Source organism: Rhodanobacter ginsengisoli, from assembly GCF_042657065.1.
GTDB classification, from domain to species: Bacteria; Pseudomonadota; Gammaproteobacteria; order Xanthomonadales; family Rhodanobacteraceae; genus Rhodanobacter; species Rhodanobacter ginsengisoli.
Genome location: NZ_JBHSNF010000001.1, coordinates 305,709 through 319,571, shown reverse-complemented (window position 1 = coordinate 319,571; position 13,863 = coordinate 305,709). Strand labels below are relative to the sequence as shown.

The window sequence follows — 13,863 nt, the reverse complement described above, 5'->3', positions numbered from 1 at the left end:
GTCCATGCGTCTGTTGCCCACCGCCGTCTTCGGCATGCTGTTGCTGCCGCTGGCAGCTCATGCCGCCGACCCCAATTCCTACGCGCAGCCGAAGCAGGTGCGGGTGACCCATCTGGATCTCGACCTGCGCATCGACTTCCCGCACCATCGGCTCGACGGCCAGGCCACGCTGAAGCTGGACTGGAAGAATCCCGCGGCCACCTCGCTGGTGCTGGATACGCGCGACCTGAAGATCGCGAAGGTCGAGGCGCTCGGTGCCGACGGCCAGGCCACGAAGCTGAAATATGCGCTGGCCTCGCGCAACGAGACGCTCGGCAGCAAGCTGACCATCGCCACGCCAAAGCATCCGGCACGGGTGCGCATCGTCTATTCCACCTCGCCGGAAGCCTCGGGCCTGCAGTGGCTGACTCCGGCCCAGACGGCCGACAAGACCCAGCCGTTCATGTTCTCGCAGTCAGAGTCGATCCACGCCCGCTCATGGGTGCCGCTGCAGGATTCGCCGGCGGTGCGCTTCAGCTATGACGCCCACGTCCACGCACCGAAGGGCATCCGCGTGGTGATGAGCGCGCTCAACGACGCCGGGCATCCGCTTGACGGATCGTTCGACTTTTCCCAGCCGCATCCGATCCCGTCGTATCTGCTGGCGATCGCCGCCGGCGACATCGCGGTGAAGCAGACCGGCCCGCGTTCGGCCGTGTATGCGGAACCGGGCGTGGTCGCCAAGGCCGCGCACGAGTTCGAGGACACCGAGCAACTGATCGCCGCCACCGAAAAGCTCTACGGGCCCTACGCCTGGGGCCGCTACGACATCCTGGTGCTGCCGCCGTCGTTCCCGTACGGCGGCATGGAAAACCCGGACATGACCTTCGCCACGCCGACCGTGCTGGTGGGCGACAAGAGCCTGGTCTCGCTGGTCTCGCATGAGCTGGCGCATTCGTGGTCGGGCAATCTGGTGACCAGCGCCTCCTGGCGCGACATCTGGCTCAACGAGGGCTTCACCACCTACGTGCAGGGGCGCATCACCGAAGCGGTCTATGGCAAGGTGCTGGCCGACGAAGAAGCCCTGCTGTCCGCCCGCGCGCTGCAGAAGAGCATCGGCGCGATGCCGGCCAATGCACAGAAGCTGGCGCCCGATCCGCGCGGCGTCGGCGCCGACGACGCGCTGTCCGACGTGGCCTACGACAAGGGCTCCTGGTTCCTGCGCACGCTGGAGCAGCGCTTCGGCCGCGCGGCGTTCGACGAGTATCTGAAGGGCTACTTCAAGCATTTCGCGTGGCAGAGCATCACCACCGAGCAGATGCTCGACTACATGAAGCCGAACCTGATCGAGAAATACCCCGGCAAGATGAGCTGGGACGAGGTGAAGGCCTGGGTCTACGCCGACGGCATCCCGAAGAATGCGCCGCTGCCGGACTCGCCGCGCTTCACCGCCATCGACCACGAGCGCAGCACATTCCTGGAAGGCACGCTGGCCGCGGACAAGCTCGACGCGAAAGGCTGGAACACGCAGGAATGGATGTACTTCCTCGACCGCCTGCCCGACGTGGCGCCGCTGGACAAGCTGCAGCAGCTCGACGCCGCCTGGCACCTCACCGGCACGCCGAACGCCGAGATCGGCATGCGCTGGTACAGCCACGCGATCGCCGGCGGTGACAGGGCGGTCTGGACGGCCGCCGCCGAGCACATGACGCGGATCGGCCGGCTCTACCTGACGACCCCGCTGTACAAGGCCTTCGCCAGGACGCCGGAGGGACTGGCCTACGCCGAGACGGTCTATGCCGGGGCCAAGGCGGGCTATCACCCACTGACCCAGCAGGCGGTGGAGGCGATCTTCACCGCGGCGAGGAAAGCGGAGCACCCGTAGGTACAGCCGCTCTCCCCGCCTGCGGGAGAGAGCGGGGACCATCCGCCACACGAACCCGAAGAGCCGCTCATGCCGTCATCGACACCTCCCGCTGCCGTTCCCCTGTGGAAACGCATGCTGCTGCGCCGCCTGAAATTCCTGGCGTGGCTGCTCGCCCTGCTGGCCATCGTGCTGGGCGGCAGCTACCTGTTTGCGCCGCAGTGGCTGATGCGGGCGAACGTCGCGCGCGAGGCGATGGCCGCTCACCTGGAGAAGCATTCGGTGCAGGTCGGCGATACCCGCTGGGTCTACTACGAGGGCGGCGAGGGTCCGACCATCGTGCTGCTGCACGGCTTCGCCAGCAGCAAGGAAGTCTGGATGCAGACGGCCAGACGGCTCACGCCGCATTTTCACCTGGTCATTCCCGACCTGCCCGGCTGGGGCGACTCCTCACGCCTTGCCGGCGCCAGCTACGACATCGACGCCCAGGCCAAGCGGCTCGATGCCTTCGTGCAGACGCTTGGGCTGCAGCGGTTCGTGCTGGTCGGCCATTCGATGGGCGGCGCGATCGCCGGGGTCTATGCGGCCGGGCACCCCGAGCATGTGGCCGAACTGGCGCTGGTCGACGCGTTCGGCCTGAAGGCGAGCGACACCGCGTTCAGCCGCGCGGCGATGGCCGGCAAGGACCCGTTCGTGTTCGACGATCGGGCCGGCTTCGAGCGCGCCAGCGCCCAGGCCTTCGCCCACCCGCTCGACCTGCCCGGCCGGTTTGTCGACGTGCTGGTCAAGCGCAACCGGCGCGACCATGCGTTCATCGAACGCACCTTCGACGCATTGCGCCAGCCGTCCCAGCATCTTGCGGTGCAGGACCGGCTCGGCCAGCTGGGCATGCCGGTACTCGGCCTGTGGTGCCACGACGACAAGATCGTCGACGTCTCGGCACTGGACAGCCTGCGCAACGGCCTGACCCGCGCCAGCGCGATCAGCACCAGTGTCATCAACGGCTGCAACCACATGCCGATGCTGGAAAGGCCCGATGAAACCGCGCAGATTCTCACCGGATTCGCGCTCTCGCATTGAACGCTCGCGACCGGATCCGGTCCTTTTTCCATACGGTCATGCTCGGCTCAGCCTGCCGCGGTACATCATATTGTGAATTACCGATGACAACATGGGACAATGCCTCGGTGATTCCGAGGTTTGGCGTGCCATCCTGCAAGAAAACGGAACGATGCAGCGACCCATGAAACAGAACCTCATTCGAACCGGTGTGGATGCGATCGTGCGCATGTCCTCCACCCGCGCCAATTACTGGGCCGAACTCGGCCTGGACGCGGCCCTGGGGCTGCTGCTGGTGGTCGAGGGCTGGCGCCACCACACCGGCCAGCCGTGGATCGCGCTGCTGGCCTGCCTGCTGGGCCTGTTCGTCTTCAGCTTCATCGAGTACTTCTTCCACCGCTGGATGTTCCACACGCGGATCCCGCTGTTCGAGCAGGGCCATCGCATGCACCACGAACGTCCGCTGGGCTACGACTCGCTGCCGTTCTTCCTGCCCGCCGTGGTGCTGCTGGTTCTGGCCGGTATGTTCATGCTGATCATGCCCGACGGTTTTGCGATGCTGATGGCCGGCTCGATCACGTTCGGCTACATCGCCTACGGGCTCAGCCATTTCACCATCCATCACGTACGCTTCCGGCAGCCGCTGCTGCGCCGCTGGGCCGGCGCCCACCACGTCCACCACTATCACCCCGAAAGCAATTTCGGGGTCACCACTCCACTGTGGGATGTGCTGCTGGGCACGCGCTACGTCCGGCAGCCCCGGAAGAGCTGAACCCGCCTCAAAGGATGCCCGGAATCAGCGCCTTCACCCGTCGCATGTAATCCGTGTAGGCCGCACCGAACTGTTCGGCCAGCCAGCGCTCCTCCAGCCGCAGCTTGCGCCAGAACGACACCGCCACGATGACCAGCGCCAGCAGGCCGCGCCATTCGCCGATCGCCACGGCGGTGCCCAGGAAGGCCAGCAGCAGGCCGGTGTAGATCGGGTGGCGCACGTAACGGTAGGGACCGCGCTCGATCAGCTCGTGATCCTGCTTGAGCTGAACCACCGCGCTCCAGTTGTTGCCCAGCACCACGCGTGCCCAGCAGGCGAACAGCAGGCCGGCGATCGTCAGCACCAGGCCGGTCAGCGCCAGCCAGTCCAGCTCCGGCAGGAAGCGCCCACCCAGCATGCTGCCGCGGTACCACCGGTTCGGCTCCATCAGTACGGCCGCGATCAACAACGGCAGCCAGTACTTGAACAGGCGCGACCACGCCGGCTCGGTGCGCGCGGTGCTCTTGACCTGGCGCGCGCTCCAGATCCAGTACAGCACGAACAGGACCCAGCAGGCATTCAGCAGGGTGGTCATCGAGAACGGCATGGACTGTCCGTGAGGTGGCGACCGGCAGGGCGGCGGAGAGGCAGAGCCTAGCAGCCCATCGGGCGTGGGTGATCGAGTTCACGGGTCGGGCCAGGCCGTTCGACGGCAACTCGTCCGTGGACTGCCTGTGCGGGATGCCGGACACCCGGACGCCACGAGCCCCGCACTCAGTCGGCGACGTCGGCCACCAGCCGATCGAGCTCGGCCTTGAGGATCGCACCATGCTGGCGCAGCCAGTCGCGCTGCACGCGCCAGTCGGGAAACAGGTTTTCCACCTGCGCCCAGAATCGCGGCGAATGGTTGCGCACCTTGAGGTGGCACAACTCGTGCGCCAGCACGTAGCGCAGCGCCGCCGGCGGCGCCAGCGCCAGCGCCAGATCGAGGTTGATACGGTCGCGCGTGTCCAGGCTGCCCCACAGGCTCTTCATCGGACGGATGCGCAGCGAGGTCGGGGCCAGCCCCAGCTGTGGCACGTAGCCGGTCAGCCAGCGCGACACATCGCGGCGGATCTGCGCCTCCAGGTGCGACGCCAGCAGGCCGCGTGCGATCGGCAGCGCGCGGGTGTGCGGACGCGGGATCACCAGGGTCAGGCCGTCGGCGCCGGGTTCGATGCGCGGATACGGCCCTTCGGCCCAGTCCAGCGTGGCGGTCTCGCCGCGCAGGGGAAAGTCGGTGGGATAGCCCACGCGCAGCGGCGGCAACGGCTTCACGATCAGGTTCAGCTCGTCGAGCTTCTGCTCCAGCCAGTCGGCGTGACTGCGCAGGAACGCGCTGACCTGGGCCGGATGGGTGCCGTGCGGATAGGACACCCGCGCGCCCTTGGGCGTCACCGTCAGGCGCAGGCGACGCGCACGCGGATGGGCGGCCTTCAGCACCCGGATGGTGCTGCCGCCCGCCGTTGCCAGTTCCAGCCAGTCGCCTTCCAGATGTTGCGCCATGTTCCTGCCCGTCGCTGCCGACACGCCGCGGCGAACGCGGCGTGTCGGGTCAGTATGTGGGGAAACCGAGGGTCCGGTGCAAGAGCTATTTGTCACGACCGGGGCAAACATCCGCCCGGCGGGCGTCTCAGCCGTCGTTGGGACGCGGCAGGCCGAACCATTCCTCCAGTTTGCCCAGCAGCCGCTCCAGTTCCAGCGTCAGCAGGGCGAAGCTGGCGTCCATCTCGGCGTGGGCATCCTGCTGGCTGTCGCCCAGCTCGTCCATCACCACGTCCAGGAACTTCAGCTTGCGAATCACCAGATCCTCGCCCAGCACGAAGCTGATGCGATCGTCGAAGGTGAGGCCGAGCAGGAACACCTGCTTGCCGTTGCGCAGATGCTCCTTGACCTCTTCGGCGTCCAGGTCCTGGCGACGGCAACGGGCGATCGCGCCGGTGGCGGTGGCCGGATCGCGCAACTCGCACTCGTCGCCCAGGGCCAGCCCGGCCGGCAGGTTGCCGTTGGCCAGCCAGTCGGTCATCAGCACCCGCGGACCTTCCTCCGGCGCCAGCGGCACCGCGGGAAAACTGCCCAGTGCCTCGCGGATCTGGGTCAGCGCGTTCTCGGCGGACTTGCGGCTGGAGGTGTCCAGCACCAGCCAGCCGTTCTTGCGGTCGGCGTAAGCGGACATCCGCGACTGGCGCACGAACGCGCGCGGCAGCAGCTCGGTCAGCAAATCCTCCTTGATCCGCTTGCGCTCGCGTCCGCCGACCTTGCGGCCTTCCTCCTCGGCGATCTTCTGCACCTTGCGATGCAGCTCGTCATTGATCACCGCCGCCGGCAGCAGCTTGTCCTCGCCACCGACGGTGAGCAGGGTGCATTGCTTGACCACGTGGGTCAGCGGCTCGCCCTCGCCCCGCCCGACCGGCGGCACGAAACCCTTGGTGAACATTTCCAGCGGTCCGCACGGGCGCAGCCGATGCTCGGCCAGGACTTCGTCGAGTCGGTTCAGATCGGTGGCAACGGCGGGGGAAAAGCGGAACAGCGTGAGGTTGCGAAAAAACATTCAATATCCGTGATGAGTGGCGGCCCGAAGGCGGGGTTGTGCTGCCGCGATCCCGGCCCGGGCCGGGATCGCGATGAAGGGGCTCAGCGGGTGACCGCCGCCACGGCCGCGGCCACCGTGTCCAGGTTTGCGCGGTTGAGCGCGGCCACGCAGATGCGGCCGCTGTCGAGCGCGTAGATCGCATGTTCCTCGCGCAGGCGCAGCACCTGGGCCTTGCTCAGGCCCGAATAGGAGAACATGCCGGCCTGGCCCTGGATGAAGCCGAAATCCGGTGCACCGTGCGCTGCCAGCCGCTCGACCAGGCCGGCCCGCATCGCGTGGATGCGCGTGCGCATCTCGCCGAGCTCCTGCTCCCAGCGCCCGCGCAGCTCGCTGCTGCCGAGCACGCCGGCGACCAGGCTGGCGCCGTGCGCGGCCGGGCTGGAATAGTTGGTGCGAATGGTCTGCTTGATCTTCGACAGCAGCCGCGCCGCCTCGTCGCGATCGGCGCCGACCATCGACAGCGCACCGACCCGCTCGCCATACAGCGAGAACGACTTGGAATACGAATTGGCCACCACGAACGCCTCGATCCCCGAGGCCGCCAGCAGCCGGATCGCGGTGGCATCCGCCGCGATGCCCTGGTCGAAGCCCTGGTAGGCGATGTCGATGAACGGCAGCAGCTTGCGCTCCTGCAGCAGCGCGATCACCTGCTGCCACTGCACCGCGTCCAGGTCCACCCCGGTCGGGTTGTGGCAGCACGCATGCAGCAACACCACGGTGCCCGGCTCCAGCTTGCCCAGGTCCTCCAGCATGCCGGCCAGATCCAGGCCGTGGCTGGACGGATCGTAGTAGCGGTATTCCAGCAGCTCGAAGCCGGCGGTGCGGAACACCACGTGATGGTTGCCCCAGCTCGGGTTGCTGATCGCGATCTTCGCGCCCGCACCGGCGACCTGCCGCAACAGGTCGGCGCCGACGCGCAGCGCGGCGCTGCCGCCGATGGTCTGCGCGGTGGCCACGCGGCCGGCCTCCAGCAGCGGCGACCCCGCGCCGAACAGCAGTTGCTGGGTGAGCTGGTTGTAGGCCGGCAGGCCATCGATCGGCAGATAACCGCGCGGCTTGGCCGCCGACGCCAGGCCCAGCTCCACTTCGTGCACCGTGCGCAGCAGCGGGACATGCCCCTGCTCGTCGACATAGATGCCCACGCCGAGATTGATCTTGCCCGGCCGGGTGTCGGCCAGATAGGTCTCGGTCAAACCCAGGATCGGATCGCCCGGGGCCATTTCAACGGATGCAAAGAAGGACACGGTGAGTACTCGACAGGTGAGATGGAAAGGGCGGCGGAACGGTCAAGCCTGCGTGGCGGCGGTCTCATCCGCTGCGTCGGCATCGGGTGGCCCATCCATGGCGCCGGCACCGGGCACACCGAAATCGAACAACTGCCGATCGGCCAGATGCGAGGGTGACACATTGCCCAGCGCGCGGAAGATGTTCTCGCTGCGGCCGGGCTGCAACTGCTCCCATTCTGCCAGCATGCGCCGCACCGCCTGGCGCTGCAGGTTGTCCTGCGAGCCGCACAGGTTGCACGGGATGATCGGAAAGCGCTGTTGCGCGGCATAGTCCGCGATATCGCTCTCGCGGCAATACGCCAGCGGCCGGATCACCACGTGGCGGCCGTCGTCCGAACGCAATTTCGGCGGCATCGCCTTCAGTTGCGCCTGGTAGAACAGGTTCAGGAAGAAGGTGGCGAGGATGTCGTCGCGATGGTGGCCCAGTGCGATCTTGCTGATGCCGTTGGCCGCCGCCCAGGTGTACAGCGCGCCGCGGCGCAACCGCGAGCACAGGCTGCACATGGTCTTGCCCGCGGGAATCAGGCGCGTCACCGTGCTGTAGGTGTCCTGTTCGATGATGTGGAACGGTACGCCGCGGGCGCGCAGATAGTCCGGCAGCACCTGTTCCGGGAAGTCCGGCTGCTTCTGGTCCAGGTTCACCGCGATCAGCTCGAATCGCACCGGCGCCCTGGCCTGCAGCTGCAGCAGCAGGTCCAGCATGGTGTAGGAATCCTTGCCGCCGGACAGGCACACCATCACCTTGTCGCCGTCCTCGATCATGCCGAAATCGACGATCGCCTGGCCCACCTGATGACGCAGGCGCCGGGCCAGCTTGCCGGCCTCGGCAACGGTCGGGTGGATCGGGTCGGACGATGCGGACATGCGGGCCAGTCGAACGGAAAGAGCCGCCATTGTAGCCGGCCGGCGGTTCGGCTTCCGAGGCGCCAAACGGCGTTAAACTAGGAGAACCGTCCCACGCGTTGCCATCACCATGCAGGTTCAGGATCACGCCGAAATCGTCCACCTCCTGGCCGAGTTGCGGATCGAGCACCGTGAGCTTGATGCGTTCATCGCCAAGCTCGCCAGCGGGATAGGTCGCGACGAACTGCAGCTGACCCGGCTGAAGAAACGCAAGCTGCTGCTGAAGGACAACATCGCCCGTCTCGAAAGCAAGCTGATCCCCGACCTCGACGCCTGAGCCCGAACCCGCCGATGACTTCCTTTGCCCCGACCCGCCTGCACGACGAGCATGTCGCGCTGGAGCCGCTGAGCCTCGACCACGTGCCCGCGCTGGAGGCGGCCGCCGCCGACGGCGAGCTGTGGAACCTGTGGTTCACCAGCGCACCGGCACCCGGGCAGGCCCGTGGTTATGTCGAGAAGGCCCTGCAGGGCCAGGCCGACGGCCTGATGCTGCCGTTCGCCGTGCGCGAAGCGTCCAGCGGCGAGATCGTCGGCACCACCCGCTATTACGACTACGTGCCCGAGTTGCCGCGGCTGGCGATCGGCTACACCTGGTATGCGAAGCGCTGGCAGAAGAGCCATCTCAACACCGCCTGCAAGCGCCTACTGCTGCGCCACGCGTTCGAGTCGCTCGACTGCGTCGCGGTGGAGCTGCACACCGACCACCGCAACCTCGACTCGCAACGCGCGATCGAACGCCTCGGCGCCCATCGTGACGGCGTCCTGCGCGCGCACAAGCGGCGACCCGACGGCAGCCTGCGCGACACCGTCTGCTACAGCATCCTGGCGACGGAATGGCCGGACGTGGATCGCTGGCTGGGCCTGCGACTGCAGCGTCTTGGCCAGGCCCGGGCGATCACAGCAGCCGGTTGAGCAGGCGATCCAGCCGGGTGCGATTGAGCCGCTTGAGGTTCTTGCGCACCGGCGCCGGGTAGTGCCGCGGACTCTCGAGGGAACGGTAATCGGACAGCCGCATGGCATGCCGCCGCAGGCTCGCCCATTCGGCCGCATGGCTGGCATGCAGCAGGCGCGCGGGATCGCGCAGCAGCAAGCCGTTTTCCAGATCCAGCGACCAGGCGCGCGGATTGAGGTTGTTGCCGGTGAGCACCGCCACGTCGTCGTCGATGAACAGGCCTTTCAGGTGGTAGCTGTTGTCGCCGTCACGCCACAGATGGAGATTCAGCTGGCCTTCGTCGATCTGCCGCCGATGCGCGCGGGCAAACCGGCGCAGGTTGTTTTCGTACAGGTACGGCAGCAGGCCGATGGTCTTGAACGGCTGATCCGGCGGAATGTAGAAATCGCTGGCGGTCTTGTCGCCGACCATGATGTCGATCGTGCAGCCGCGCCGCAGCAGCTGGCCCAGCATCAGTCGCACCGGGCGCGGCAGGTTGAAATACGGCGTCAGCAGGATCACCCGTTCGCGCGTCTCGCGCAGCAGCGCCAGCAGCACCTCGTTCAGCGTGTTGTCGGTGCGGCCGAAGCCGAGCAGCGGCGTCACCGCCACGTCGGCGGGTGCCGGTGTCTCGCGCGGCACCTCGTAGGCCGCGTGCTGCAGGTCCTGGCGCAAATCGCGGATCGCCGGCTGCAGCGTGCGCGTGGCCGGCACGTCGGCCACGTTCAACGGGCGCACCGCCTCGCTGCCGACGAGATGCTGCTGCACGAAAGCGGCCATCGCCTCGGCCAGGCCGCGATGGCGCAGCACGTGATAGCGGTCGAGCCGGTAGCGCCCGTGCCGGGCCAGATAGACGTCGTTGAGGCTGGCGCCGCTGTACAGCACGGTGTCGTCGATCACGAAACCCTTCAGGTGCAGCACGCCGAACAGCTCGCGGTTCTGCACCGGCACGCCGTAAATGTTCACCCCGGCGCCCAGCCGCGCGGCATACGCGCGATACATGCCCGCATTGCCCTCGCTCTTCTGCTTGCCGATCAGCCCGCGCCGGGCGCGATGCCAGTCGACGAAGACCGATATCTGCAGGTCCGGCTGGCGCGCCCGGGCGGCATACAGCGCCTCGAGCACTTCACGCCCGCCGTCGTCGTCCTGCAGGTACAGGGTCACGATCACGATGCGCCGGGTGGCCTCGCCGATCAGCCGCAGCAGGGTCTGCCGGAAAGCCACCGGATCGGGCAGCCCCTGGATGGCATCGGCCGGCACGGAAAACGCGGGCAGCGTGTCCAGCAATTCTCGCGCACGGCGGGGAAACGGCAACAGCCGGCGGGCGAGCCGGCCGGGAGCGGTCATCAGGCTATTCATCGGTCGTAACGATCGGTCATGCCGACCATCATCGCAAACCCGGCCGCAGGCGCCTACCGCGGCGGCGTGGCCGTGTCGTGTCCGGACACCCGCCGATCACCCCGAGTGGGCGGGGCAGGCCCCTCGCCGGCCGGCGGCCGGGTGCATCCAAAATCCGTTCGTCGACGTATGCAGCCCAGATGAAGCCCGCTTTTCCGGCGGGCTGTGCACGCGGTCATGTGCGACGGGAACATGCGTATGATGGGTTCAGATCAAACGGTCGCCGAGGTAACGCCCTTCCGGGCGAAACGACACGTGTCCCCTTCCCTGAGCAACGCCGCGCCCGACGCGCTGTACTGGTCGGCCCAGATGGCCGCGGTGTCGGCAAGGCGCGACCGCGCCAGTTTCATGCGCATCTACGATCATTTCGCGCCGCGCCTGCAGCGCTACCTGCGCAACCTCGGCGTGCCCGAATCGATGGCCGACGAGCTGGTGCAGGAGGCGCTGCTGACGCTGTGGCGCAAGGCCGCGATGTTCGATCCGGCGCGTGCCAGCCTGGGCACCTGGCTGTACCGGGTGGCGCGCAATCTGTACATCGACCACGTGCGGCGCCAGCCGCACTGGTTGCCGATCCAGGACGGCCTGGACCGGCTCGATCATGCCGAGTCCGCCCGGCTCGACTCGCAACCGGAGTCGTCCGTCGACCAGGACATCCTGAAACAGGCGATCGATCGCCTTCCCCCCGTGCAGGCCAAGCTCGTACGCATGTGTTACCTCGAAAGCAAAAGCCACAGCGAGATCTCCGCTGAACTGGACATGCCGCTGGGCTCGGTCAAATCCTCGCTGCGGCGCGCCTTCGCGAAACTGCAGGGCAGCATGAGGGCGCCGCGATGAGCCCGAACCACCACCTCGACGACGCCACCCTGCTCAGCTATTCCGCCGGCGCGCTGCCGGCGGCGCTGGCAGTGGTCGCTTCCGCGCACCTGGAGCGCTGCACCACCTGCCGCGCGCGCCTGCTCGATGCCGACCAGATCGGCGGCGTGCTGATGCAGCAGCAGCGCGTCGACCTGCCGAGCGAGGAGGCGCGCGTCGCCATGCTGGCCCGGCTGGATGTCGAGCCGGCGCTCGAGCCACCGGCGCCGCCGGTCGACGTGGTGGCCGAAGCCGACCCGGATCGGCTGCCCAGCGCGCTGCATCCCTGGTTCGGCCACTCCCTGCGCGCGCTGCGCTGGCGCCGCGTGGCGCCCGGCGTGCAGCGCATCCTGGCCAGGGACATCAGCGGCGGCGACCTGATGCTGCTGCGCATCGCGCCGGGCAGCAAGCTGCCGTTGCACAGTCATCGCGGCAACGAGCTGACCATGATCCTGGACGGCGCCTACGACGACATGCTCGGCCATTTCGGTCCCGGCGACGTCGCCGACCTGGATGGCGAGACGAACCATCAACCGGTGACCTCGCCGGGCGTGCCGTGCATCTGCGTGGCCGCCACCGACGCGCCGCTGAAGTTCTCCGGCTGGGTCGCCCGCACGTTGCAGCCGCTGTTCGGCTTTTGAGCGCGGCCGTGGCGGTATCGACCGGGCGCAGCGCGATGAGCACGGCGCTGGTGCTGTTCCGCCGCGACCTGCGCCTGGCCGACAATCCCGCGTGGAGCGCCGCCTGCGCCGAGCACGCGCAGGTGCTGCCGGTGTTCATCCACGGCGACGACGACGGCGCGTGGCGGGCCGGTGGCGCCTGTCGCTGGTGGCTGCACCACTCACTGGCCGCGCTCGAGCGCGGCCTGCGGGACGCCGGCGCCGGCCTGCACCTGCGCCGCGGCGAGCCGCTGCAGATCCTGCGCGCGCTGATCGCCGCCAGCGGCGCCGGCGCGGTGTACTGGAACCGGCTATATGAGCCGGCCGCCATCGCCCGCGACACGCGGATCAAGAGCGCGCTGCAGGACGACGGCATCGCGGTGCACAGCCACAACGCCGCGCTGTGGTGCGAGCCCTGGCAGATCGCCACCCAGCAGGGCTTGCCGTACAAGGTGTTCACGCCGTACTGGCGCAACCTGCGCCCGCAGCTGCAGGCGGTGGAACCGCTGCCCGCGCCCCGCGTGCCGGGCTGGCGCGACCTGCCCGACGGCTTGGCGCTGGCGGCGCTCGATCTGCTGCCGCGCATCGCCTGGGCCGATGGCCTGGCCGCCAGCTGGCAACCGGGCGAAGCGGGGGCGCAAGAGCTGCTCGAGATCTTCGGCGACGACGCCCTCGGCGACTACGCCCGCGCGCGCGACCTGCCCGCACGTCACGGCACCTCGCGCCTGTCGCCGCACCTGCACTTCGGCGAGATCTCGCCGCGGCAGATCCACTTCGCCCTCGAGCGTCGCGCCGGCGCGACCGACCCGAAACGCCGTCCCGACATCGAGCCGTATCTGCGCGAACTGGGCTGGCGCGAATTCGCCCATCACCTGCTGTATCACTTCCCGCACACGCCGACCGACAACTTCAACCCGCGCTTCGACGGCTTTTCGTGGGCGCCCGCGGATCCGGCCGCGCTGGAACGCTGGCAGCGCGGCCGCACCGGCATCCCGCTGGTCGACGCCGGCATGCGCGAGCTGTGGCATACCGGCTGGATGCACAACCGCGTGCGCATGATCGTGGGCAGCTTCCTCACCAAGAACCTGCGCCAGCACTGGCAACACGGCGCACGCTGGTTCTGGGACACCCTGGTCGACGCCGACCTCGCCAACAATACGCTGGGCTGGCAATGGGTGGCCGGCTGCGGCGCGGATGCCGCGCCGTATTTCCGCGTGTTCAATCCGGTTACGCAGGCGAAGCGCTTCGACCCGGATGGCGTCTATCTGCGGCGGTGGTTGCCGGAGTTGGCGGAGGCGCCGTTGGCTTTGTTGCATGAGCCGTGGAAGGATGCCGATCTGCTCAGGCGCAGCGGCTATCCGGCGCAGATGGTGGATCTGGGGGAGTCGCGGCAGCTAGCGCTGGAGGCTTATGGCGCGCTCGCGCGCTGACTTCGTGTTTGCGGCGCAGAGGTAACTTGCGAAGTTGCGCTTTGGTTCGCGCCTAGTCCATGGGTCGGCTTGCAATGCGCTCGCTACCGGGCTTATAAAGCAACGGCTGATCGGTGATA

General features: G+C 68.0%; 14 protein-coding genes. 8 read left to right on the top strand and 6 right to left on the bottom strand.

Translation table 11 applies throughout. The features are described 5' to 3' along the window. Nucleotides 1-4 precede the first annotated feature (4 nt). From ACFPPA_RS01290 to ACFPPA_RS01280, 3 genes are all read left to right on the top strand, one after another. Nucleotides 5-1,864, top strand: a complete 1,860-nt coding sequence (locus tag ACFPPA_RS01290) for a M1 family metallopeptidase (protein ID WP_377316496.1) — start codon at nucleotides 5-7, stop codon at nucleotides 1,862-1,864. Between the two features lie 114 nt (nucleotides 1,865-1,978). Continuing rightward, nucleotides 1,979-2,923, top strand: a complete 945-nt coding sequence (locus ACFPPA_RS01285) for an alpha/beta fold hydrolase (protein ID WP_377316494.1) — start codon at nucleotides 1,979-1,981, stop codon at nucleotides 2,921-2,923. Between the two features lie 163 nt (nucleotides 2,924-3,086). Continuing rightward, nucleotides 3,087-3,674 (top strand): sterol desaturase family protein, encoded by a 588-nt coding sequence (locus ACFPPA_RS01280; RefSeq protein WP_377316492.1) that lies wholly within the window; start codon nucleotides 3,087-3,089, stop codon nucleotides 3,672-3,674. A 7-nt stretch (nucleotides 3,675-3,681) separates the two neighbouring features. On the opposite strand, the gene ACFPPA_RS01275 is transcribed toward ACFPPA_RS01280, so the two are convergent. From ACFPPA_RS01275 to ttcA, 5 genes are all read right to left on the bottom strand, one after another. Beyond that, entirely contained in the window at nucleotides 3,682-4,260 is a 579-nt protein-coding gene (locus ACFPPA_RS01275) for a methyltransferase family protein (RefSeq protein ID WP_377316490.1), read from the bottom strand. 167 nt (nucleotides 4,261-4,427) lie between these two features. Continuing rightward, the gene (locus tag ACFPPA_RS01270; RefSeq protein WP_377316488.1) at nucleotides 4,428-5,198 is read right to left on the bottom strand and encodes a M48 family metallopeptidase; all 771 of its coding nucleotides are present in this window, start codon (nucleotides 5,196-5,198) and stop codon (nucleotides 4,428-4,430) included. Nucleotides 5,199-5,325: 127 nt separating this feature from the next. After that, nucleotides 5,326-6,243, bottom strand: coding sequence for a recombination-associated protein RdgC (locus tag ACFPPA_RS01265; protein ID WP_377316486.1), 918 nt, complete (start codon nucleotides 6,241-6,243; stop codon nucleotides 5,326-5,328). A gap of 83 nt (nucleotides 6,244-6,326) precedes the next feature. Continuing rightward, nucleotides 6,327-7,529, bottom strand: a complete 1,203-nt coding sequence (locus ACFPPA_RS01260; RefSeq protein WP_377316484.1) for an amino acid aminotransferase — start codon at nucleotides 7,527-7,529, stop codon at nucleotides 6,327-6,329. A 42-nt stretch (nucleotides 7,530-7,571) separates the two neighbouring features. Beyond that, a complete protein-coding gene (gene ttcA / locus ACFPPA_RS01255) occupies nucleotides 7,572-8,435 on the bottom strand; it encodes a tRNA 2-thiocytidine(32) synthetase TtcA (protein WP_377316482.1) in 864 nt (287 codons plus the stop codon). A gap of 109 nt (nucleotides 8,436-8,544) precedes the next feature. On the opposite strand from ttcA, the gene ACFPPA_RS01250 reads away from it, so the two are divergent. Next, on the top strand, nucleotides 8,545-8,751 hold the full coding sequence (locus tag ACFPPA_RS01250) for a YdcH family protein (RefSeq protein ID WP_377316480.1): 207 nt from the start codon (nucleotides 8,545-8,547) through the stop codon (nucleotides 8,749-8,751). Nucleotides 8,752-8,765: 14 nt separating this feature from the next. Next, nucleotides 8,766-9,386, top strand: a complete 621-nt coding sequence (locus ACFPPA_RS01245; RefSeq protein ID WP_377316478.1) for a GNAT family N-acetyltransferase — start codon at nucleotides 8,766-8,768, stop codon at nucleotides 9,384-9,386. Here the strand turns inward: ACFPPA_RS01245 and pssA are convergent. Beyond that, the gene (gene pssA, locus ACFPPA_RS01240) at nucleotides 9,370-10,764 is read right to left on the bottom strand and encodes a CDP-diacylglycerol--serine O-phosphatidyltransferase (protein ID WP_377316476.1); all 1,395 of its coding nucleotides are present in this window, start codon (nucleotides 10,762-10,764) and stop codon (nucleotides 9,370-9,372) included. The two genes, ACFPPA_RS01245 and pssA, sit on opposite strands and share 17 nt — an antisense overlap. A 237-nt stretch (nucleotides 10,765-11,001) precedes the next feature. Between pssA and ACFPPA_RS01235 the strand changes: the two genes are divergently transcribed. The 3 genes from ACFPPA_RS01235 to ACFPPA_RS01225 are packed head-to-tail and all read left to right on the top strand — an operon-like array spanning nucleotide 11,002 to nucleotide 13,744. Then, nucleotides 11,002-11,637 carry a sigma-70 family RNA polymerase sigma factor gene (locus ACFPPA_RS01235; protein ID WP_377316474.1) on the top strand — a complete coding sequence of 212 codons (636 nt, stop codon included), beginning with the start codon at nucleotides 11,002-11,004 and terminating at the stop codon, nucleotides 11,635-11,637. Beyond that, complete coding sequence (locus ACFPPA_RS01230; RefSeq protein ID WP_377316472.1) at nucleotides 11,634-12,296, top strand: ChrR family anti-sigma-E factor; 663 nt, start codon at nucleotides 11,634-11,636, stop codon at nucleotides 12,294-12,296. Before ACFPPA_RS01235 ends, ACFPPA_RS01230 begins: the two co-directional genes overlap by 4 nt. 35 nt (nucleotides 12,297-12,331) lie before the next feature. Next, complete coding sequence (locus tag ACFPPA_RS01225; RefSeq protein WP_377319417.1) at nucleotides 12,332-13,744, top strand: cryptochrome/photolyase family protein; 1,413 nt, start codon at nucleotides 12,332-12,334, stop codon at nucleotides 13,742-13,744. Nucleotides 13,745-13,863: the final 119 nt, after the last annotated feature.

Coding starts and splice junctions, on each gene's coding strand:
- ACFPPA_RS01290 (WP_377316496.1), top strand. CDS start 5: ATGCGTCTGTTGCCCACCGCCGTCTTCGGCATGCTGTTGCTGCCGCTG.
- ACFPPA_RS01285 (WP_377316494.1), top strand. CDS start 1,979: ATGCTGCTGCGCCGCCTGAAATTCCTGGCGTGGCTGCTCGCCCTGCTG.
- ACFPPA_RS01280 (WP_377316492.1), top strand. CDS start 3,087: ATGAAACAGAACCTCATTCGAACCGGTGTGGATGCGATCGTGCGCATG.
- ACFPPA_RS01275 (WP_377316490.1), bottom strand. CDS start 4,260: ATGCCGTTCTCGATGACCACCCTGCTGAATGCCTGCTGGGTCCTGTTC.
- ACFPPA_RS01270 (WP_377316488.1), bottom strand. CDS start 5,198: ATGGCGCAACATCTGGAAGGCGACTGGCTGGAACTGGCAACGGCGGGC.
- ACFPPA_RS01265 (WP_377316486.1), bottom strand. CDS start 6,243: ATGTTTTTTCGCAACCTCACGCTGTTCCGCTTTTCCCCCGCCGTTGCC.
- ttcA (WP_377316482.1), bottom strand. CDS start 8,435: ATGTCCGCATCGTCCGACCCGATCCACCCGACCGTTGCCGAGGCCGGC.
- ACFPPA_RS01250 (WP_377316480.1), top strand. CDS start 8,545: ATGCAGGTTCAGGATCACGCCGAAATCGTCCACCTCCTGGCCGAGTTG.
- ACFPPA_RS01245 (WP_377316478.1), top strand. CDS start 8,766: ATGACTTCCTTTGCCCCGACCCGCCTGCACGACGAGCATGTCGCGCTG.
- pssA (WP_377316476.1), bottom strand. CDS start 10,764: ATGAATAGCCTGATGACCGCTCCCGGCCGGCTCGCCCGCCGGCTGTTG.
- ACFPPA_RS01235 (WP_377316474.1), top strand. CDS start 11,002: ATGATGGGTTCAGATCAAACGGTCGCCGAGGTAACGCCCTTCCGGGCG.
- ACFPPA_RS01230 (WP_377316472.1), top strand. CDS start 11,634: ATGAGCCCGAACCACCACCTCGACGACGCCACCCTGCTCAGCTATTCC.
- ACFPPA_RS01225 (WP_377319417.1), top strand. CDS start 12,332: ATGAGCACGGCGCTGGTGCTGTTCCGCCGCGACCTGCGCCTGGCCGAC.